Source organism: Sphingomonas sp. Leaf257 (genome assembly GCF_001422185.1).
GTDB classification, from domain to species: domain Bacteria; phylum Pseudomonadota; class Alphaproteobacteria; order Sphingomonadales; family Sphingomonadaceae; genus Sphingomonas; species Sphingomonas yabuuchiae.
On sequence record NZ_LMMH01000003.1, the window covers coordinates 128,553 to 147,148 of the forward strand.

Here is an 18,596-nt window from a genome sequence, read left to right on the forward strand (position 1 = left end):
TCCGCATTTAAGGGGGGACATGAATGGCATCCCGGCAACAGACGATGCTGGCCCGGCTTCACCGGGTCCGCACGCTGCAACTCAATCTGACCATGGCCGATGAGGCGCGCGCGCAGGAGCGGGTCGCCTCCGAGCATCAGCTGTCGCAGCGTATCGGCCAGCTGATCGATGCGGTGACGCCGACCCCGGCAGTGACCGCGTCCGCCGCCTCGCTGATGGCGAATGCGCATTTTCGTAACCGCCTGCTCGAATCGGCCGATGCCGCGACGGCGCGCATCCAGGTGGCCGAACACCGCGCCGCGCAGGCGGGCGAACAGACCAAGGCCGCCAAGCGCGACCAGACCGCCGTCGAAAAGCTGATGGACCGCGCGCGCCTGGCCGCGATCCGCGCCGAGATGCGCGCGCTGGAGGATATGCCCGCCAGCGGCGGCGCGCGTCGCAATCGGCACGATCCTTGCTGACAGACTTGTCATGATGTCCTCCATCTCCTCGCTCACGCCCTCTGGCACCGCGTCCGCCCGCTCGGCAGCAGGGGGTGTTACCGGCGATCCGATGGCGTCCGCCTTCGCGATGCTCTTCGCGCTGATGCCCGGCATGGGCGATGCGGCGGGTTCGGGCAGCGCCGAGGGCTCGCCCAAGTCGGAAGGCGATACGGCCAAGGACGGCAACGCGACCGAAAAGGACGGCAAGGACGTGCCGAGCGACGCCGCCGCCTTGCCGGTGATGCCGTTCGCGATCCCGACCGTCGCGCTGGCCCCGCCCGAACCCGTCGCGTCGCCGGTCGCCGCATCGGGCGCTTCGCCCGCGCCGATCAACACGCTTCTGGCCGCCATGCCGACCCTGCCGGACGCCGGGCCCGCCCCGACGACCGCAGCGGTGGCAGACACGCCGATCAGCTTCGATCCGCTCAGGGGCACGATGCCCGTACCGCCCGCCATGACGCCGCCCGTTGCGGATGACGGCGCGCCCGAGCTGCCGATCTCGGACCGAACCGCTACGCCGCTGACGGTGACTCCGCCGACCGTTCCGGCCACGACGCCATCGTCTGCATCACCTGTGATGGTGATGCCAAAGGCGGGTTCGGCCATTCCGGCGACGCCCCGCCTCGATAGGTCCGTCGCGGTGATGCCTGGAGATGCGGTGCCCAGTGCCCCGGTGGCGACACAGGCGAATGCGTCCGCGTCCACGGTCGCGCGTGACACGGCGCCAGTCCTCCAGACCGCGCCAGCCCAGCAAGCCGCCGCGCCCATAACCGAGCAGATCGTCCGTGCCGCCGTGCCCGGCATCCCGCTGGCGATTCGCGCCGATGCCTTGCCGACCGCGATTCCGATCGAGGTCCCGGCTACCGACAGCGCATCCACCATGCCCATCCGGCCGGACACGCCCCTCCGCTTTGCGGTGACGAACGGGTCCGCACCGGTGGTCGCCCCCCTGCCGATCGAGGCCCCTGCCCCGATCATCCAGGCGGGCCAGAGCGCATCCGCCATCCAGCTTTTCGGGACCGCGATGCGCGGCGAGCAGAGCTTCGACCCGCGCGCCGATCGCCGCAAGGACGAAGCCGCGCTGTCGGTCGACCCCGCGACGCTGACCCGCGCCGATTCGCTGACCGCCGCGCCGGTCGTCGCGACGACGGGGGCCGATCAGGCCCCGCTCGACATGACGCAGCATCACTGGCCGCAGGGGATGATCGACCGCATCGACCGGATGCGCGAGGACGCCGCCACCGCCGATACTCGAATCCAGCTGTCGCCCGACGCGCTGGGCGGCATCGCGGTGAACCTGCGCCATGAGGACGGGGCGACGCATATCCACTTCACCGCCGATCAGGCGCAGACCGCGTCCCTGCTCGCCGACGCCCAGCCGACACTGGCGCGACTCGCCGAGGAGAAGGGGATGCGCCTGGGTCAGACGGCGGTCGATCTGGGCCAGTCGGGAATGGGCGGCGAGCGACAGGCGCCGCCGCGTCGCCCCGATCCCGTCATGCCGACCCGCCCCGCCTTTGCGGGCACCACCGCTTCCAGCGACGCCGGGGACCCGGCCGCCGCCTCCACCCGAATCGCCTGAGGACTGAACCATGAGTGACGCGAAGGAAACCGACGAAAAGGCGCCCAAGAAGAAGGGCAAGCTGGGCAAGATCATCGTGATGGTGGTCGGCGTGCTCGTCCTGCTGGGCGGGGGCGTGGGGGCCGGGCTGTATGCCGCCAATTCCGGCCTGATCGGCGGTGGCGGCCATGCCAAGGAAGACCATGGCGAGGCCGAGGCCGAGGCCAAGCATCCCGGCCCCAAGCTGGTGCCCAAGTCCGAGCAGAAGCGCGCCGGGGCCGAGGGTGAAGGCGGCGAGGGCGGCGAAGGCGGTCATGGCGGCGGCGAAGGCGGTGGCGAGGGCGGCCATGGCGAAGGCGGCGGCGAGGCCCATGAAAACAAGGGGATGCCGACCCCGGTGGGCGATGGCGGCGAACGCTATGCGTCCAACTATTACGAGCTGCCCAAGGACTTCACCTCGAACATGCGCGACTCGGTGCATATCATCCAGGTGGGGCTGGCCATTTCGACGCCCTATGACGACACGGTCATCAACAACCTGAAGACCAACGACCTGGCGGTCCGTTCGGCCATCCTGATGACCCTGGGCGACGCCAATGAGGAAATGGTGTTTTCCAGCGAGGGCAAGCGCCAGCTGCAACGCAAGCTGGTCGACTCGATCAACGAGATTCTGCGGCAGAAGGAGGGATTCGGAGGCGTCGCTAACGTCTACTTTACCAATTTTGTTGTTCAGTGAGGCATGGTTAACGCCGCCCCTCAGGTTGAACGCCGCGAACGCGGTCGTGAACAGACCGCCGATCACGGCGTGCTGGGCACGACCAAGCTCAATCCGTTCGGCGACCTGCATACGATGCAGCATCTGTCCGCGCGTCTCGCGCGGTCGCTGCGGGGGCTGTTCGAATCCCTTCTGCGTGAGGAACTGCGCTGCTGGGCGGAGCCGCTGGTCGTCCAGCGCTTCGCCGATTACCGGGCCGAGCGTGGCGACGGCCTGAGCGCATGGCTGCCCATGGCGATGACCTCGCCCAGCGGCATCACCTCCGACGCCCAGGCGCTGATCGTCATCGACGGCGCATTCAGCCTGGCGATGATCGACCTGCTGTTCGGCGGCACCGGGGCCGTGCCCGACGTCCTGCCGCCCGAATTCTCGCCCGCCGCCGAGGCGATGGTGAGCCAGCTCGGCGACATGATGGCCGCGCCGCTTCGCGGTGCCTGGGAATCGCTGGCCCGGATCGACTTTCGCGCCGGTCACCCCGAAGCATCGCCCGCCATGCTGTCGGGCATCGAGGGCGACGACGCGATGATCGTCACCCGCTTCGGCATCGACGGCCGCAACCGCCGTCCGACGATGATCGACATCCTCTACCCCGTCAGCGCGTTGAAGCCGCACGGCTCCGCTTTGACCGGCAAGGTCGTCGACAAGCAGGCCGAGGTCGATCCCACCTGGCGCGGCGACCTGACCCGCGCGGTGATGACGGTGCGCTTCCCGGTCCGCTCGGTCCTGGCCGAACCCGTCGTGTCGCTCAGCCGCCTGATGGAGCTGAAGATCGGCGACGTGATCCCGATCAGTTTCGGCCCGGAAGTGCCGGTGATGGTCGGCGGCGACCTGCTCGGCATGGGCACGGTCGGCACCGCGAATGGCCGCGCCGCCGTCCAGCTTACCTCGCTCAACCGGTCCATCGAAGGACTGGCCCGCGCTCACGAAGGATTCGAAGAATGAACGATATGGCCGGGGGCTTCCCCGTCGATACGTCGGTCGCGGCCAATTTCCGGCTGCTTCAGGATGTCGACGTCAAGCTGACCGTGGAGATCGGCTCGACTCAGCTGTCGCTGCGGGAGCTGCTGGCGCTGTCCGAATCGAGCGTGATCGAGCTGGACCGTCAGGCCAACGAGCTGCTCGACGTGCTGGTCAACGGCACGCTGATCGGGCGCGGCGAAGTGGTGACGGTCGGCGACCGGTTCGGCGTGCGCCTGACCGAGCTGGTCAACCCCGACAAGCGCGGCTGATCCAAAGATGCTCTGGTCCTATATCCTGAAGCTGGTCATCCTGCTGCCGCTGATCTGCGGCCTGATGATCGGTTGCCTCTATCTCTGGCGCCGTCTGGAAAGCCGGATGCCGGGTCGCCCCGCCACGCGGCTGATCCATGTCCGCGAGACGATGATGATCTCGCCCGGCCTGCGCCTGGCGGTCATCGAGTTCGAGGGGCGCAACCTGCTCGTCTCGGTCGGGCGCGGCGGCGTCCAGCTGGTCGACAAGGTCGAGGGCAATGGGACCACGCCTGCGGCGCCGAACCCCGCGCCGCCGACGCCGACCACTCCGCGCCGCCCCGATTTCGTCTCGCGCTTCGCACCCAAGACGTTCGACCAATGAGCATTTCCGTAACTCGCCGGGGCACCGGCCCCGCGCTGATCCGCGCGCAGGCCCCCGCCCTGGGCCGTGACATGCCGAAGCGCAGCCTGAAGCCCTTGTGGATCCTGCTCGCCCTGCTGCTGGCGCTGGTCATCGCGATGCCCGCCTTCGCCCAGGCCGCGCCTGCCGCGGCTCCGGCGGCGGCTCCCGCACCGGGCGTCGGCGATGCCGTGGACCGCGCGCTGGGCCAGTTGGGCGGCGGCGCCAATGGCGGCTCGGGCTCGCTGAGCCTGTCGCTCCAGGTCCTGATCATCATGGGCCTGCTGACGATCCTGCCGGGGATCATCCTGATGATGACCAGCTTTACCCGGATCGTCATCGTGCTCGCCATCCTGCGCCAGGCGCTGGGCCTGCAACAGACGCCGCCGAACCAGGTGCTGATCGGCCTGTCGGTCTTCCTGTCGCTGTTCATCATGGCCCCGACGATCAGCCAGATGAACACCAACGCGATCGAACCCTATGCGCAGGGCCGCCTGCCCGGCACCGAGATGATCAAGGCGGCCGGCGCGCCGCTCCACGCCTTCATGGCCAAGCAGACGCGGGTGAAGGACGTGACGATGTTCGCCGAAATGGCGAAGTCCGGCCCCTATGCCAGCCCCAACGACATTCCCTATGCCGTGCTGCTGCCCGCCTTCGTCACGTCGGAGTTGAAGACCGCGTTCCAGATCGGCTTCCTGATCTTCCTGCCCTTCATCGTCATCGACCTGGTCGTCGCCACCGTGCTGATGGCACTGGGCATGATGATGCTGTCGCCGTCGATCATATCCCTGCCCTTCAAGCTTCTGCTCTTCGTGCTGGTCGATGGCTGGGCGCTGACCATGGGCAGCCTGGCGAACAGTTTCGCGACGTAGGGGATGGAGCGGCCCGCATTCCTCCCCTGGAAGGGGAGGTGGCAGGCCGAAGGCCTGACGGAGGGGTGTCGTGCCCTCGAGAGGGGGACACCCCTCCGACGCGCTACGCGCCCCACCTCCCCTTCCAGGGGAGGAATGGATTGTGCTCCAACGCCGAGCGACAGGCCTTCGTTAACCATTTTCGCCGATAATTCGCATCAGCCTGAGCGACGCCGAAGGCGACGGAAAACACCCCATTCGGGACCAAAGACCGCATCATGGACGCCCAATATTTCCTGACGCTGGCCAACCAGAGCATGTGGGTGCTGGCGCTCGCCGCCGCGCCGATCCTGGTGCCCGTGCTCGTCTCGGGCCTGGTGATCGGCATGATCCAGGCCGCGACCTCGATCAACGAACAGACCCTGTCGTTCGTCCCCAAGCTGATCGTCGTCGCCGTCTCGATCCTGATCTTCGGCAGCCTGATCGTCGGATTGCTCAGCGACTTCATGGTCAGCATGTTCGAGCGCATTCCCGATCTCGTGAAGTAACCATGCTCGGCTTCGGCCTCTCGATCGAGCCGCAGGCTTGGGCGATCCTGTTCCTGATGATCCGCATCGGGTCCGCCTTCATCACCGCGCCCGTGTTCGGCGCGGTGTCGATCCCCCTGCCCGTGCGGGTCAGCCTGGCCGGTGCGATCGCCTTTCTGGTGAACTCGGTCCATCCGGTCGTGCCGCCGCCCGTCATCTTCTCGGTCCCCACCATCATGTCGGTCGCGGCCGAGGCGATCGTCGGCCTGGCGCTGGGCCTGATCCTTCAGATCGCCTTTACCGCCCCACTGGTCGCCAGCGAGCTGATCGGCGGGTCGATGGGGCTCAACTTCGCCACGACCGTCGATCCGCTGAACGGCCGGTCGAGCCAGGCGCTGGGCCAGTTCTTCACCGTCATGCTGACGCTGTTGTTTCTGTCGGTCGACGGCCACCTCGTCCTCGTCGAGACGATCGTCAAAAGCTATGAGGCGATGCCACCCGGACAGGCCTGGATGGCCCCGGCGCAGTTCAAGGCGATCGCGCTGTTCGGCGGCTATGCCTTTCTGGCCGGGCTGCTGCTGGCGCTGCCGGTCGGTTTCCTGCTGCTCTGCCTGAACCTCGTCATGGGCATGATGAGCCGCGCCGCGCCCTCGCTCAACCTCTTCTCGGTGGGCATGCCCGCCGCGCTGACCATCGGCGTCATCACCATCGCCGTCGCCTTCCCGGCGATGGGCGACTATATGCTCGTCATCATCCGCGAGGCGCTGGCCGCCACCGAGACATTGGTGATCGGCTGATGTCGGAGGGCGGCGAAAAGACAGAAGCCCCAACCCAAAAGCGCCGCGACAAAGCGCGCGAGGACGGGCAGATCCTGCGCAGCCGCGACCTGGCGGCGGCCCTGGTGATGATGGCGGGTATCGCCTGGCTGATGTTCGCGGGCCCCACCTTGCTGGGCGCGTGCAAGGCGGTGATGGCGACGAGCTTTCAATTCACCCATGCCGATGTCGAGGATTTCGAGCCGTTCCGCCCCTTGCTGGAGGCGGGGGGCAAGCTGTGGCCCTCGCTCGCCTCACTGTTCGCGGTCACGATCGTCGCGACCATCGCGTCGCAGGCGGGCCTCGGCTCGCTCCAGTTCAATCCCAAGGCGATGGCGCCCAAGCCGTCCAAGCTGAATCCCGCCTCGGGCCTGAAGCGCATCTTCGGCGCGCATGGCTGGATCGAACTCGGCAAGTCGCTGCTCAAGGTCGTGCTGCTCGGCGCGCTGGGCGCCTATATGCTGTGGAAATCGTCCCGCACGACCTTGGGGCTGGCGCAGTCGGACCTGAACGGCGCGATCGGATCGCTGGGCGGCACCTTCATCACCATCCTGCTGGTCATGGGCTTCGGCCTGATCCTGATCGCCGGGTTCGACGTGCCGATCCAGATCATCCAGCTCTTCTCCAAGCTCAAGATGACCAAGCAGGAGGTCAAGGACGAGCATAAGGAAAGCGAAGGCAACCCGGAGGCCAAGGCGCATATCCGTGGCAAGCAGCGCGAGATGTCGCGCCGGGCGGTGCGCGCGGCGGTACAGGAGGCGCATGTCATCCTGACCAACCCGACCCATTTCGCCGTCGCCCTGCGTTACGACCGGGGGCAGGACGAGGTTCCGGTGGTGGTCGCCAAGGGACGCGGCGCGACCGCGCTGGCCATTCGCGAACTGGCGGCCGAGCTGGATACGCCGGTGCTGGAATATCCGCAGCTCGCCCGCGCCGTCTATTACACCAGCCGCGAGGGCCAGGAGGTGCGCGCCGACCTGTACCAGGCGATCGCCGTCGTGCTCGCCTTCGTCTTCGGCCTCAATGCGGGGGCGGGCGGTACGTCGCAGCCGCCGGTCGAGGTGCCGGTGGGCGCCCGCTTCGACGAGAACGGCGTCGAGCAGCCATGAGGCGTCTCGCTCCCCGTCATTCGTCGCATCACCCTAAAGCCCGGCGGCTGGCGGCCGTTAAGCATGGCAAGCGCGCGCCGGAGTATCGTCGATGACCACCGTTTCCTCGAGCACATCGTCCAATACCACGACGACCTCCTCCAGCTCGACGAGCTCGACCAATGCGGCGCAGAATGCGACGAAGACCGCCGCCCAGCAGCTGTTCAACTCGTTGCAGGCGGGTTCGGGCATTGACCTGTCGACGGTCGTCCCCTCGCTGATCGAGGCGCAGTTCGCCGCCAAGACCGCGGCGCTCAAGGCGCAGTCGGACACGCTGACCGCAAAGATTTCGGGTGTGTCGTCGATCAAGAGCGCGATCACCGATTTCGCCTCCGCGCTGGCCTCGCTGGCGAGCGGGGGAACGCTGGCGACTCAGGCGACCAGCTCCGATCCGTCGACCATGAGCGTGACGACGGCCGCGGGCGCCAAGCTGGCGGGCATGTCCAAGTCGATCACCGTCAATGCGCTGGCCAGTGCGCAGGTCTCCTCGACCAAGGCGTCCTTTTCCAAGACGGCCTCGCTGGGCACCGGCAGCCTGTCGATCAAGGTCGGATCGAAGGATGCCGTGTCGGTGTCGTTCGGCGCCAACGACTCGACGCCCGACCTGCTGGCGGCCAAGATCAATGCCGCCAATACCGGCATCACCGCATCGGTCGTCACCGATGCCAGCGGCAATGCCTTCCTGTCCTTCACCGGGACCAGCGGCAAGGACAACAGCTTCACCATCACCGCGACCGAAGGCGATACGGCGGGGCTCGCCCGGCTGAACGTCGGCAACGGCGCGACCGGCACCGCGACATCGTCGACCGCCGCCAATGCCAGCATCACGATGGACGGCGTCACCGTCGAGCGGGCCAGCAATACCATCAACGACCTGGTGCCCGGCGTGAACATGACCCTGTCCGCGGTATCGACCAAGCCGCTGACGCTGACCGGCTCCAGCCCCAGCGCGGCGCTCAGCACCGTCGTGTCCAACTTCGTCTCGACCTTCAACGACAATATGACCGCCTTGAACAAGGCGATCGACCCGATCACGGGCGATCTGCGCGCCGATCCCGCCGCGCGTTCGCTGGCCCAGTCGATGCGCTCGCTGACCACCACCAAGCTGGTACCCGGCAGCGACGTCGATCTCGGCCCCAAGACGCTGGCCGACCTGGGCGTCAGGACCGAGAAGGACGGCACGCTGACCATCGACCAGACGCAGCTGTCCAAGGCGCTGTCGACCTATCCCGGTTCCGTCGAGAAGATGTTCCAGGCCAGCGGCGACAATTTGATCGGCCTGTCGGCGCGGATGAACAGCATCCAGCTGTCGGCGACCAGCAGCGTCTATGGCCTGACCGCGTCGTACAGCAACCTGACACAGGCGCAGAAGGACCTGGCGGATCAACAGAGCCGCCTGTCCGACAATCGCGAACGGGCCAGCGACGCGCTGACCGCGCGCTTCGCGGCGATGAACAGCCGCGTGTCGGCCTATAAATCGGCACAGGGTCTCATGGATCAGCAGGTCAAGATGTGGACGAAGAGCAACTGATATGACCTATGCCTCCGCCCTTCTGACCGATCCTGCCGCCGTCTATCGCCAGATCGACGTGGTCGGTCGCACCGCCATGGCCGACGGCCCTGCGCTGGTGCAGCTGCTCTACGAGGAACTGATCTCCGCGCTCCGTTCCGCCGCTTGGGCGACCGAGCATGGCCAGCTCGCGCGCAAGAGCGAGCGGGTGACGCGCGCCACCGCCATCCTGTTCGCGCTGGAGGCTGGCCTGGATTTCGAGAATGGCGGCGAGATGTCGATCACCTTCGCCCGCCTCTATGGCGGCGCGCGCAAGCAGATCGTCGACGCCTCGCTGGGCCAGGACGCGCAGATCTTCCGCAACGTCGCGGCCAGCATCGCCGATATCGCGGAGGCATGGGAAACCGTGCGCAAGATGAACGCGCCGAAGAAGGGTAATTGAATCGGGCCGCGAATCGCCGCCCTCCGTTCGCGCTGAGCGAAGTCGAAGCGCACGTTACGCGCTATGTTACCCTTGGCCTTGGCCTTCGACTACGCTCAGGCTGAACGGAGCATTGGGCTGATCCCGTCTTACCGCCGGAACCAGTGTTTCCGGACGAAGTAGATGACGATCCCCGCCGCGATCAGCGCGCAGGCGCCCAGGATCGCATCGAACGCCCAAGGCTCCTCGGCATAGGGCAGGTTCTTGACGTTCATCCCGTAAAGCCCGGTGATGAAGGTCAGCGGCAGGAACACCATCGCCACGATCGAGATGACCAGCGCGCGATTGTCGATCTGCTCCGCCCGCATGTCGGTCAGCGTTTCGTGGACCAGCGCGGCGCGTTCTCGGATCGACTCCAGCTCCTCGGCCATGCGCGCCGCGCGGTCGGCGGCGGCAGACAGGTGCAGCCGGTCGTCATCGGCCAGCCAGTCGCCGGGCAGCGCCGCCAACTTCTCCAGCGCGGCGCGCTGCGGGTTGAGGAAACGACGGTAACCGATCGCGGCGACGCGCACCCGGCTGACCGTGCGGCGCAGCTGGAAGACGCGGTGTTCGTCCAGCTGCTCCTCGCAACTGTCCAGCTCGTCGCCCAGACTTGCCACATCGGGATCGAGATCGTTGGTGATGGCCGTGGCGAAGGCGGTGATCAGGTCGCCCGGATCGGCGATGGTGCCGCCCTCCACCTCCTTGCGCACCGTATCGACCGCCAGCAGCGGGCGGCGGGTGACCGAATAGACGCGGCCCTTCATCGCCCAGATCCGCACCGAGGCGAGCATGTCCGATCCGTCGAGCGGCGCGCTGCTGCGCCCACGCAGGTTCAGGAACGCCCCCTCGCCCACCGCCTCGCAGCGCGGGCGTGTTTCGGCGGCGGTCAGCGCGTCGATGACGTAATCGGCCAGATGTGCCGAATCGCGCAGCCAGCGCTGCGCCACCGCGTCATTGGTCTCCAGATGCACCCAGACCAGCCGTGCCTTGGCCTCCACCGCCGCGCGGATCGGGATCGCCTCGGCCTTGCCGCCGTCGATGCTGTAGGCGAAGCCGGTCATGCGCTGTGGTCCATGCTCAGGTCGACGATCTGCCCCTCGCCCGGCTCGACCGGGAGCGCGTCGCTTTCGATCCGGACCGCATCGGCGCGGGCCCGGTCGAGGATCGCGGGCGGCACATCGGCGCGGTGATAGACCCGGTCGGCCGCCGCCAGCGCGCGCGCTTGGCGCAGGGTCAGGTCGTCGGGGTCGGTCGAGGTCAGGACGAACGCCTCGACCCGGGCGGCGGGGCGGGCCGCGCCGGCCAGCCAGCCCGCGACATCCGTATGGCCCGCCAGCGGGTCGAGCGCGCCGCCGGGCGACAGCGCCGCGCCGATGGCCCGCCGCCGCTGCGCGCCATCAGGAAAGCGCGCACGCAGGCCCGCGCGCGCCGCATAGAGACCTTCGGCAAGCGCCCCCAGTCCGGCGGGCAGGATCGTCTCCAGCCGCTGGCGCAGCGCCGCCGCGAGTCCCGCCGACACGCCGCCGGTGCCGATCGCGACGATCACCGGCCCGCGTTCGACGATGGCGGGCAGCGTGAAGTCGCACGCGGCGGGACGGTCGACCGCGTTGACCAGCACGCCCCGCGCCTTCAGCCGCGCGATGGCGGCTTGCGCTTCGTCCTCATCCTCGATGGCGACGATGGCGAGCGCGGCTTGGGCATCCTGCCCGACGACCAGCGCCCCGGCGCGTTCGAGCAGGCGGCGCTTGGCCTCGGCGGGTTCGCCCTCGCCCAGCAGGATCACCGGGCGACCGCCCAGCCGGACGAACAGCGGCAGGCTGGCAAGGCTCACCTATTCCTCCCCAAGCTATGCTTGGGGAGGGGGACCGCCGCGAAGCGGTGGTGGAGGGGCGGATGTCCCCGGCCTGAAGCGGCATTTCCGCTGCACAAAATGCGGTCAGCGCCCCCGAATGGTTGTGCCTGACTGGACCAGTCGCACGAATATNAGTCCTTTGCCGACTCGGGAACCTATTTGCGGATACCGCTCAAACTCTTCTATCCGACCGATCGACGCCCTGCGGGCGCGGTCCCCCTCCCCATCAAAGATGGGGAGGAATGGGGCGGCAGGCATCACTTCTTCAGCCACTCCGGCACGCGCTCGGCGGCGATGATCGTCTCGGCGGCGATGCGGTCGGCAACGACGGCGAAGCGGTCGCCCTCGACCATGACTTCGGGCACCAGCGGGCGGCTATTATAGGTCGACGCCATGGTCGCGCCATATGCACCCGCCGTGCGGAACACGGCGAGGTCGCCCGACTTCACCGCGTCGATCTCGCGGTTCATGCCGAAGGTATCGCCCGTCTCGCACACCGGGCCTGCGATATTCGCCATCATCGTCTCGCCGGTCGGCTTCACCGCGACGAAGTCGTGATGCGCGTCGTAGAGCGCGGGCCGCATCAGGTCGTTCATCGCCGCATCGACGATGACGTATGGATTGGCGACGCCGGGCTTCACCCAGACGACTTCGGTCGCCAGCACCCCGGCATTGCCCGCGATCACCCGGCCCGGCTCGAACATCAGTTCGACATCCCAGTCCTTCGTCACGCGCGCGACCATCTCGCCATAAGCGGCAGGCGCGGGCATGACGTCGCCCGGCTTGTACGGCACGCCCAGGCCACCGCCCAGGTCGACGCGGCTGATCCGGTGCCCCGCCCCGCGCAGCTCGGCGACCAACTCGCCAACGCGCTTATAGGCGGCCTCCAGCGGCGCGAGATCGCCCAGCTGGCTGCCGATGTGGCAGGCGACGCCCTTCAGGTCGATGCCGGGCAGACCCGCCAGCCGATCGAACATGCCGAGCGCCTGGTCGATCGGCACGCCGAACTTGTTCTCCTTCCGACCGGTCGAGATCTTGGCATGGGTGCCCGCATCCACGTCCGGGTTCACGCGCAGCGTGGCGGGCGCGACGAGGCCGCGTGCGTGGGCCAGCTCGGCGAGGACCGCGCCCTCTTCTTCCAGCTCCAGGTTGAACTGGCCGATCCCGGCCTCCAGTGCCGCGACCAGCTCTCGCTTCGTCTTGCCGACGCCGGAGAAGACGATGTCCTCGGCCTTCATGCCCGCCGCCAGCGCGCGGCGCATCTCGCCGACCGAGACGACGTCTGCGCCATAGCCTTCATCGGCCAGCACGCGAAGCACGGCGATGTTCGGGTTCGCCTTGATCGCATAGGCCAGATGTACGCGCGGCAGGGCGCTCAGCCCCTCGCGGAACACCTGCGCATGACGGCGGAAGGTCGAGGCGGAGTAGATATAGACCGGCGTGCCGACTTCGGCGGCGATCCGGGATACGGGCACGTCCTCCACATGGAGTTCGCCGTTCGAAAAGTGAAAATGGTCCATCAGCGGGGGGGCAAATCAAATTCGTCCGAACGCCGATCCTGCGACTGGGTCATCAGTTCGTCGGAGCGTTGCGGGCGTTGTTGGGGGGTGGCCGTCAGCAGTTGCTGCGGCGTCGGGGTCGCGGTCGCGCCGCGCGGTGCGACCGGCAGGCTCTCGCCCTTGGCCGGTTGCAGCCGGTTGGCCGCGCCACAGCCGGTCAGCGCCAGCGCGACCAGCAGGGCGATGGCGGGCTTCATGCCCGCAATCCCCGCGCAGTCGCGATCGCGGCGCGGACATTGGCGGGCGCGGTGCCGCCAAAGCTGACCCGGCTGGCGACCGAGGCATCGACCGACAGCACGTCATAGATGCTCTCGTTGATCCGCGCGTCGATGCCGGTCAGGTCGTCGATCGACAGCTGGTGCAGCATCACGCCCTTCTCCTCGGCGAGCTTCACCGCGCGGCCGGTGATGTGATGCGCCTCGCGGAAGGGGATGCCGCCGACACGGACCAGCCAGTCGGCCAGATCGGTCGCGGTCGAGAAGCCCGCCTCCGCCACCGCGCGCATACGTTCGGTGCGGAAGGTCGCGCTCTGCACCATGCCGGTCATCGCCGCGATCGACAGCACCAGCAGGTCGTGCGCCTCGAACACCGGCGGCTTGTCGTCCTGCATGTCCTTGGAATAGGCGAGCGGCAGGCCCTTCATCGTGACCATCAGGCTGGTCATGCAGCCCATGATCCGCCCCGCATGGCCGCGCACCAGCTCGGCCGCGTCGGGGTTGCGCTTCTGCGGCATGATCGAGCTGCCGGTCGACCATTGGTCGGACAGCGCAACGAAGCCGAAGGGCTGCGACGCCCAGAGCACGAACTCCTCGGCCAGCCGCGACAGATGCAGCGAGCAGTTGGTCGCCGCCTGCAGATAGTCGATCGCGAAGTCCCGGTCGCTGACCGCATCGAGCGAGTTGCGCGTCGGCTCGTCGAAGCCCAGCGCTTGCGCCGTCATGTGGCGGTCGACCGGAAAGCCCGTCCCCGCCAGCGCCGCCGAACCCAACGGGCACTGGTTCATCCGCGCCCGCGCCGCGACGAAGCGGCTGGCGTCGCGCACGATCATCTCGTGATAGGCCATCAGGTGATGGCCCAACGTCACCGGCTGCGCCGACTGGAGGTGCGTGAAGCCCGGCATCACGCTGTCGGCATGGTCCTCGGCCCGCGTCAGCAACGCGTTCCGCAACGCGCCGAGCGCCGCCAGCGTCTCGTCGATCGCATCGCGTACCCATAGGCGGAAATCGGTCGCCACCTGGTCGTTGCGCGACCGCGCGGTGTGCAGACGCCCCGCGACCGGGCCGATCAGCGCGGCCAGCTTTGCCTCGGTCTGCATATGGATGTCTTCGAGGGTCAGGTCCTCGGACACGCCGTTGGCGGCATAATCCTCGGCGACCTGGTCCAGCCCGGCGGAAATCGTCGCGGCGTCCTCGGCCGAAACGATGCCCTGTTTGCCCAGCATCGCGACATGCGCTTTCGACCCGGCGATGTCCTGTTTCCACAATCGCTTGTCGAAGGGGATGGACGCGTTTATCTCGCGCATCACCGCGGCGGGACCTTCTGCGAAGCGCCCGCCCCACATTGCGTTGGAGCCGCCCATGTCGTCGCGTACCGTGATCGCCTGTCTCCTGGGGCTGATGGTCGCCGGGTGCGATAAGCAAAGCCCCGCCCCGGAGCAAGCCGCCAACACCTCCAGCGGAGAAGTTTCGAGCGGCGAAGTCACCAGCGGCGAGGCGTCCGGCGCATCGGCCATAGAGGCGCCCAAGCCCACGGGCGCGGTCGACCGCAGCCACAAGGGCGAGGCCGCGCCGCTGCTGCCCTTCACCGCCATGGACGGCAAATCGACCAGCCTCGCCGATTTCCGGGGGCGGCCGGTGCTGGTCAACCTCTGGGCGACCTGGTGCGGGCCGTGCGTCGCGGAAATGCCGACCCTCGCCGCCACCGCCCAGCGGCTGAAGGGCAAGGTCGCGGTGATCGCGGTCGCCCAGGACGACATGGCCAAGGTCAAGCCGTTCCTGGCGGGCAGGAAGCTGGACACGCTGCCCATCTATCTCGACCCGAAGCTGACCCTGAGCGTCCATTACAAGGCCAATCTGCCGACCACGATCCTCTATGGCGCGGACGGCAAGGAGATCTGGCGCGTGACCGGCGGGTTCGACTGGGCCGGGGCGGAAGCGACCAAGCTGCTCGCCGAAGCGAAGTAAGCCGGACGCCCCCATGAAAAAGTCCCGCCCGGGGTGAACCGGACGGGACAGGCTGGGGTAAAATGGTTTGAACCGGGGGCGGCGCTCGACCGCCCCCTTTTCGCATCAGAACTCCGCCGTCAGGCCGATGAACACGGTGCGCCCCACCGCGTCGTACATGCCAGGATAGGTGTTGCCGTTGCCGAACGCGGCCAGCAGGCCCTGCGCGATGATCGGCGGATCCCGGTCGAACAGGTTGTTCACGCCGGCGCGGAAGACGATGCCGTCCTGCACCTTGGCCGTGCCCGCCAGATCGAAGTAATTGTACGTCTTGATCCGGCTGTTGAAGATCGACGGCGTGTTCGCGAAGTTCGGGTCGGTCGAATTGTTGGTCAGCTTGGTCGGGCCGATATAGCGCCAGTTGAGCGAGATCGATCCGACCTTGGCCGCATCGGTCCAAGTGAAGCGCGACTGGTGCCGCCATTCCGGCATGGGCTGGCCACAGGTCGGGCCGAAATAGCCAACGCAGTCGAAGGAGCCGAGGCCGGGCACCGGCTCGTTCACCATCTTGCGGTTCCAGGTGCCCTGGAAATCGACGGCGAGCGAACCCGCGCCGCCCAGCGGCTGGGAATAGCTGAGGCCGAAATCGACGCCCGAGGTGCGCAGCGAGCCGGTATTCTGCGTCGTCGAGACGATATAGCCCTGGTCGCCGAAGATGATGCCGCCGCGCGGATCACGCTTGAACAGGTTGCAGAAGAACGGATTGCCGGTCGCGATGCACTGGCTGATCGTCTGGGGAACCGAGATCGAACCGATATAGTCCCGCACCCGGATGTCGAAATAATCGACCGTCAGCGACAGGCGGCGCAGGAAGGTCGGGGTGAAGACGATGCCCGCCGTATAGGTATCAGCGGTTTCGGGGCGAAGCGCGGGATTGCCGCCGAACTGCGCGGTGCAGGTTTCCGCCGGACAGTCGGTGATGCGGCCATATTGCGCCTGGGTCACGCCGGTGCGGGCGCACTGGGCGAAGGTCGCGGTCGGCGTCGCGGTGGCGCAGGGGTCCTGTGCGCTGACGTTGCCGTTGAACTGCGGCCCGAACAGCTCGGACACATTGGCGGCACGGATCGCGCGGTTATAGCTGCCGCGCAGGCGGATATCGCTGCTCGGCGCCCAGGACAGCTCGGCCTTGTAGGTCGAGACGATCTTGGACAGGTTGGAATAGTCCGATCCGCGATAGCCCGCGTTCAGCGCCAGTTCCTTGACGAAGGGCTTGTTCTGGATCAGCGGCACTTCGATTTCCGCGAACACCTCGTTCACGTCGAAACGGCCCTGGGTTTCCTTGGTGCCCTTTTGCAGCGCCAGCGCGTCGGCCTTGAACTCCAGGCTCTCGTACCGATGCTCGACGCCGAGCACCACGCCGATGCCGTCGTCCGACCAAGGCGACTTGACGCCGTACGTGCCCAGGTCCGCGCTGATGTTGCCGCTGAGCACCGTTTCGCGGTCGACGCCGCGGGTCGAGGTCGGCGCATAGATATAGCCGAACGCCGCGTCCGAAATGCCGTTATAGCGGAAGATGTCGAGCGGCACGCACTGCGGGTCGCTGCCGTCGATCACCGACTTGCAGGTCGGGGTACCGTTGACGTTGACGACCTGGATGCCACGATTGGCACGCGACGGGTCGATGTCGTTCTCATAGGTCTCGTTGTAGAGAACCGTCGAGAACAGCGCGTTGGCGTCATAGCGGATGCCCGGCGCGATCTCACCGCGCACGCCGCCGGTGACGCGGAAATCGGTGTGGCGCAGGTCGTCGCGACGCGGACGGGCGTTCCCGGCCACCGGACGATAGCCGATATAGGCCTGTTGCGTCGCATTGGTGCCATAGGCATTGCCGCACAGGATCTGGCCCTGCTGCGCGCTCAGGAACGGATTGTCGCAGTTGATCGAGTAGGTATAGCCCTGGAACAGCGCGGACGGGGCGACCTGTGAATTGGTATGGTCGTCCATGAACATGAAGCTGCCATAGACTTCGATGGCAGGCGAAATTTCATATTTGGCAAAGGCGCCCGCCGTGTAGCGTGTGTCGTTGCGCTGGAAATAGTTCAGCGGCGCATAATTGTAGCGGAAGCTGGAGTCATAGGGCACCCAGGTCCGGTTGCCGTCGCGGGTGTTGTTGAACCGGCCCGCATCGGCGTTCGGCCCGGTGATCGGGTCGAACAGGCCGTACTGGTTGTTGCTGGAGCCACCACAAGTCAGCGTCGAATTGCCCGTCCCCGCCGGATCGAAGGCGCAGGACGACACGTCGCGGTCGCCCTGCAGCACCGGCTTGGTGTCGCGATAGCCGAAATAGGCAGTGACGTTACCGCGACCGTCGGGGAAGTTGGTGCCGAACGCGACGTTCACGTCCAGCTTCTGCCCGTCCAAGATCATCGGCTGGGCCAGGCGATAATTGGCCTGGCTCTGCACGCCGCGCGCGAACGCGTTGTCATTCTGGTGCTGGGCAAAACCGTACTGGATATCCGTGCGCACGCCGTCCAGGTCGTCACGCAGGATGAAGTTGACGACACCCGAAATCGCGTCCGAGCCATAGACCGCCGACGCGCCGCCGGTGACGACGTCGACCCGCTTGATGAGCGCGGCGGGGATGAAGTTCAGGTCGTTGGCCTGCACCGGCAGCATGCGCTGGCCGTTGACGAGCACGAGGTTCCGGTTGCTGCCCAGGTTGCGCAGGTTGACGCGCGCGGTGCCGTCCGACCCGTTGGAGCCATTCTCGTTCGCGTCCGGCGTCACCTGCGGCAGGCGGTTCAGCACGTTTTCGACCTGGATCGCGCCCTGAAGGCGGATTTCGGTCGCATCGACGACCGTCAGCGGGCTGTTGCTGGTGAAATTGGGACGCTGGAGGCGAGTGCCGGTGACGACGATACCCTCGCCTTCGACGGCAGGATTGCCATCCGAAACCTGTGCCGCATCGGGCGGGCAGGGCTGGTCCGGCAGGCAGCGTGTATCCTCGCTTTGGCCAGCAGCCTTCTTCACCTGCGCCTGAACCGGCGAAACCGAAAGCAACGCGATAGCAATCGCGCCAGCCGAACAGGCCAGCCGCGTGTAATTTCCATTCATCGATGGACCCCTCTTGATCTTATTCTTGCTACATGACCAAAAAACTACCTTTCGTCAAATATAATATACTTTCTTCAAATTAGTGGCAGAGGCGCTTGTGATCGTGCCCCGGCAACCGATCGCCGCATGCTGCGTTGCACAATCAGTCGAATTTCGCGCAGCCGTT

At 67.1% G+C, this 18,596-nt stretch carries 19 protein-coding genes; 13 read left to right on the forward strand and 6 right to left on the reverse strand.

From position 1 onward, the window contains the following. Positions 1–23: 23 nt before the first annotated feature. From ASF14_RS04560 to fliS, 12 genes are all read left to right on the forward strand, one after another. The gene (locus ASF14_RS04560) at positions 24–461 is read left to right on the forward strand and encodes a hypothetical protein (protein ID WP_236696926.1); all 438 of its coding nucleotides are present in this window, start codon (positions 24–26) and stop codon (positions 459–461) included. 10 nt (positions 462–471) lie between these two features. After that, positions 472–2,064, forward strand: a complete 1,593-nt coding sequence (locus ASF14_RS04565; protein WP_156361038.1) for a flagellar hook-length control protein FliK — start codon at positions 472–474, stop codon at positions 2,062–2,064. 10 nt (positions 2,065–2,074) lie between these two features. After that, positions 2,075–2,779 carry a flagellar basal body-associated FliL family protein gene (locus ASF14_RS04570; RefSeq protein WP_056432291.1) on the forward strand — a complete coding sequence of 235 codons (705 nt, stop codon included), beginning with the start codon at positions 2,075–2,077 and terminating at the stop codon, positions 2,777–2,779. Positions 2,780–2,782: 3 nt separating this feature from the next. Further along, positions 2,783–3,760: a flagellar motor switch protein FliM gene (locus ASF14_RS04575; protein ID WP_056432294.1), complete on the forward strand. Its 978-nt coding sequence runs from the start codon at positions 2,783–2,785 to the stop codon at positions 3,758–3,760. Continuing rightward, on the forward strand, positions 3,757–4,047 hold the full coding sequence (gene fliN / locus ASF14_RS04580; protein ID WP_042487397.1) for a flagellar motor switch protein FliN: 291 nt from the start codon (positions 3,757–3,759) through the stop codon (positions 4,045–4,047). The genes ASF14_RS04575 and fliN overlap by 4 nt, the downstream gene beginning before the upstream one ends. Before the next feature lie 7 nt (positions 4,048–4,054). Further along, positions 4,055–4,411: a flagellar biosynthetic protein FliO gene (locus ASF14_RS04585; protein ID WP_056432296.1), complete on the forward strand. Its 357-nt coding sequence runs from the start codon at positions 4,055–4,057 to the stop codon at positions 4,409–4,411. After that, a complete protein-coding gene (gene fliP / locus ASF14_RS04590) occupies positions 4,408–5,301 on the forward strand; it encodes a flagellar type III secretion system pore protein FliP (protein WP_056432299.1) in 894 nt (297 codons plus the stop codon). Before ASF14_RS04585 ends, fliP begins: the two co-directional genes overlap by 4 nt. Positions 5,302–5,558: 257 nt before the next feature. After that, the gene (gene fliQ / locus ASF14_RS04595; protein ID WP_042487406.1) at positions 5,559–5,828 is read left to right on the forward strand and encodes a flagellar biosynthesis protein FliQ; all 270 of its coding nucleotides are present in this window, start codon (positions 5,559–5,561) and stop codon (positions 5,826–5,828) included. Positions 5,829–5,830: 2 nt separating this feature from the next. After that, positions 5,831–6,604 (forward strand): flagellar biosynthetic protein FliR, encoded by a 774-nt coding sequence (gene fliR / locus ASF14_RS04600; protein WP_056432302.1) that lies wholly within the window; start codon positions 5,831–5,833, stop codon positions 6,602–6,604. Beyond that, positions 6,604–7,731, forward strand: a complete 1,128-nt coding sequence (locus tag ASF14_RS04605) for an EscU/YscU/HrcU family type III secretion system export apparatus switch protein (RefSeq protein ID WP_056432304.1) — start codon at positions 6,604–6,606, stop codon at positions 7,729–7,731. Before fliR ends, ASF14_RS04605 begins: the two co-directional genes overlap by 1 nt. Before the next feature lie 91 nt (positions 7,732–7,822). Next, positions 7,823–9,301 carry a flagellar filament capping protein FliD gene (gene fliD / locus ASF14_RS04610; protein WP_056432307.1) on the forward strand — a complete coding sequence of 493 codons (1,479 nt, stop codon included), beginning with the start codon at positions 7,823–7,825 and terminating at the stop codon, positions 9,299–9,301. A 1-nt stretch (position 9,302) separates the two neighbouring features. Next, positions 9,303–9,722, forward strand: coding sequence for a flagellar export chaperone FliS (fliS, locus tag ASF14_RS04615; protein ID WP_056432310.1), 420 nt, complete (start codon positions 9,303–9,305; stop codon positions 9,720–9,722). 128 nt (positions 9,723–9,850) lie between these two features. Here the strand turns inward: fliS and ASF14_RS04620 are convergent, their stop codons facing one another. The 5 genes from ASF14_RS04620 to argH all read right to left on the reverse strand — a co-directional run bounded on the left by ASF14_RS04620 (position 9,851) and on the right by argH (position 14,715). Beyond that, a complete protein-coding gene (locus tag ASF14_RS04620; protein ID WP_056432313.1) occupies positions 9,851–10,804 on the reverse strand; it encodes a zinc transporter ZntB in 954 nt (317 codons plus the stop codon). Beyond that, positions 10,801–11,574 (reverse strand): precorrin-2 dehydrogenase/sirohydrochlorin ferrochelatase family protein, encoded by a 774-nt coding sequence (locus tag ASF14_RS04625; RefSeq protein WP_056432316.1) that lies wholly within the window; start codon positions 11,572–11,574, stop codon positions 10,801–10,803. The genes ASF14_RS04620 and ASF14_RS04625 overlap by 4 nt, the downstream gene beginning before the upstream one ends. 278 nt (positions 11,575–11,852) lie before the next feature. Next, a complete protein-coding gene (lysA, locus tag ASF14_RS04630) occupies positions 11,853–13,115 on the reverse strand; it encodes a diaminopimelate decarboxylase (protein ID WP_056432319.1) in 1,263 nt (420 codons plus the stop codon). Then, positions 13,115–13,351, reverse strand: coding sequence for a hypothetical protein (locus ASF14_RS04635; RefSeq protein ID WP_056432321.1), 237 nt, complete (start codon positions 13,349–13,351; stop codon positions 13,115–13,117). The genes lysA and ASF14_RS04635 overlap by 1 nt, the downstream gene beginning before the upstream one ends. Further along, positions 13,348–14,715 carry an argininosuccinate lyase gene (gene argH / locus ASF14_RS04640; RefSeq protein WP_082442068.1) on the reverse strand — a complete coding sequence of 456 codons (1,368 nt, stop codon included), beginning with the start codon at positions 14,713–14,715 and terminating at the stop codon, positions 13,348–13,350. Before argH ends, ASF14_RS04635 begins: the two co-directional genes overlap by 4 nt. 16 nt (positions 14,716–14,731) lie before the next feature. Between argH and ASF14_RS04645 the strand changes: the two genes are divergently transcribed. Beyond that, on the forward strand, positions 14,732–15,337 hold the full coding sequence (locus tag ASF14_RS04645) for a TlpA family protein disulfide reductase (RefSeq protein WP_056432324.1): 606 nt from the start codon (positions 14,732–14,734) through the stop codon (positions 15,335–15,337). 105 nt (positions 15,338–15,442) lie between these two features. Here the strand turns inward: ASF14_RS04645 and ASF14_RS04650 are convergent, their stop codons facing one another. Next, the gene (locus ASF14_RS04650; RefSeq protein ID WP_056432327.1) at positions 15,443–18,430 is read right to left on the reverse strand and encodes a TonB-dependent receptor domain-containing protein; all 2,988 of its coding nucleotides are present in this window, start codon (positions 18,428–18,430) and stop codon (positions 15,443–15,445) included. Positions 18,431–18,596 lie beyond the last annotated feature (166 nt).

Bases quoted from the DNA above. Each gene is read 5' to 3' on its own strand.
- ASF14_RS04560 (WP_236696926.1), top strand. From the start codon at position 24: ATGGCATCCCGGCAACAGACGATGCTGGCCCGGCTTCACCGGGTCCGC.
- ASF14_RS04565 (WP_156361038.1), top strand. From the start codon at position 472: ATGATGTCCTCCATCTCCTCGCTCACGCCCTCTGGCACCGCGTCCGCC.
- ASF14_RS04570 (WP_056432291.1), top strand. From the start codon at position 2,075: ATGAGTGACGCGAAGGAAACCGACGAAAAGGCGCCCAAGAAGAAGGGC.
- ASF14_RS04575 (WP_056432294.1), top strand. From the start codon at position 2,783: ATGGTTAACGCCGCCCCTCAGGTTGAACGCCGCGAACGCGGTCGTGAA.
- fliN (WP_042487397.1), top strand. From the start codon at position 3,757: ATGAACGATATGGCCGGGGGCTTCCCCGTCGATACGTCGGTCGCGGCC.
- ASF14_RS04585 (WP_056432296.1), top strand. From the start codon at position 4,055: ATGCTCTGGTCCTATATCCTGAAGCTGGTCATCCTGCTGCCGCTGATC.
- fliP (WP_056432299.1), top strand. From the start codon at position 4,408: ATGAGCATTTCCGTAACTCGCCGGGGCACCGGCCCCGCGCTGATCCGC.
- fliQ (WP_042487406.1), top strand. From the start codon at position 5,559: ATGGACGCCCAATATTTCCTGACGCTGGCCAACCAGAGCATGTGGGTG.
- fliR (WP_056432302.1), top strand. From the start codon at position 5,831: ATGCTCGGCTTCGGCCTCTCGATCGAGCCGCAGGCTTGGGCGATCCTG.
- ASF14_RS04605 (WP_056432304.1), top strand. From the start codon at position 6,604: ATGTCGGAGGGCGGCGAAAAGACAGAAGCCCCAACCCAAAAGCGCCGC.
- fliD (WP_056432307.1), top strand. From the start codon at position 7,823: ATGACCACCGTTTCCTCGAGCACATCGTCCAATACCACGACGACCTCC.
- fliS (WP_056432310.1), top strand. From the start codon at position 9,303: ATGACCTATGCCTCCGCCCTTCTGACCGATCCTGCCGCCGTCTATCGC.
- ASF14_RS04620 (WP_056432313.1), bottom strand. From the start codon at position 10,804: ATGACCGGCTTCGCCTACAGCATCGACGGCGGCAAGGCCGAGGCGATC.
- lysA (WP_056432319.1), bottom strand. From the start codon at position 13,115: ATGGACCATTTTCACTTTTCGAACGGCGAACTCCATGTGGAGGACGTG.
- ASF14_RS04635 (WP_056432321.1), bottom strand. From the start codon at position 13,351: ATGAAGCCCGCCATCGCCCTGCTGGTCGCGCTGGCGCTGACCGGCTGT.
- argH (WP_082442068.1), bottom strand. From the start codon at position 14,715: ATGTGGGGCGGGCGCTTCGCAGAAGGTCCCGCCGCGGTGATGCGCGAG.
- ASF14_RS04645 (WP_056432324.1), top strand. From the start codon at position 14,732: ATGTCGTCGCGTACCGTGATCGCCTGTCTCCTGGGGCTGATGGTCGCC.
- ASF14_RS04650 (WP_056432327.1), bottom strand. From the start codon at position 18,430: ATGAATGGAAATTACACGCGGCTGGCCTGTTCGGCTGGCGCGATTGCT.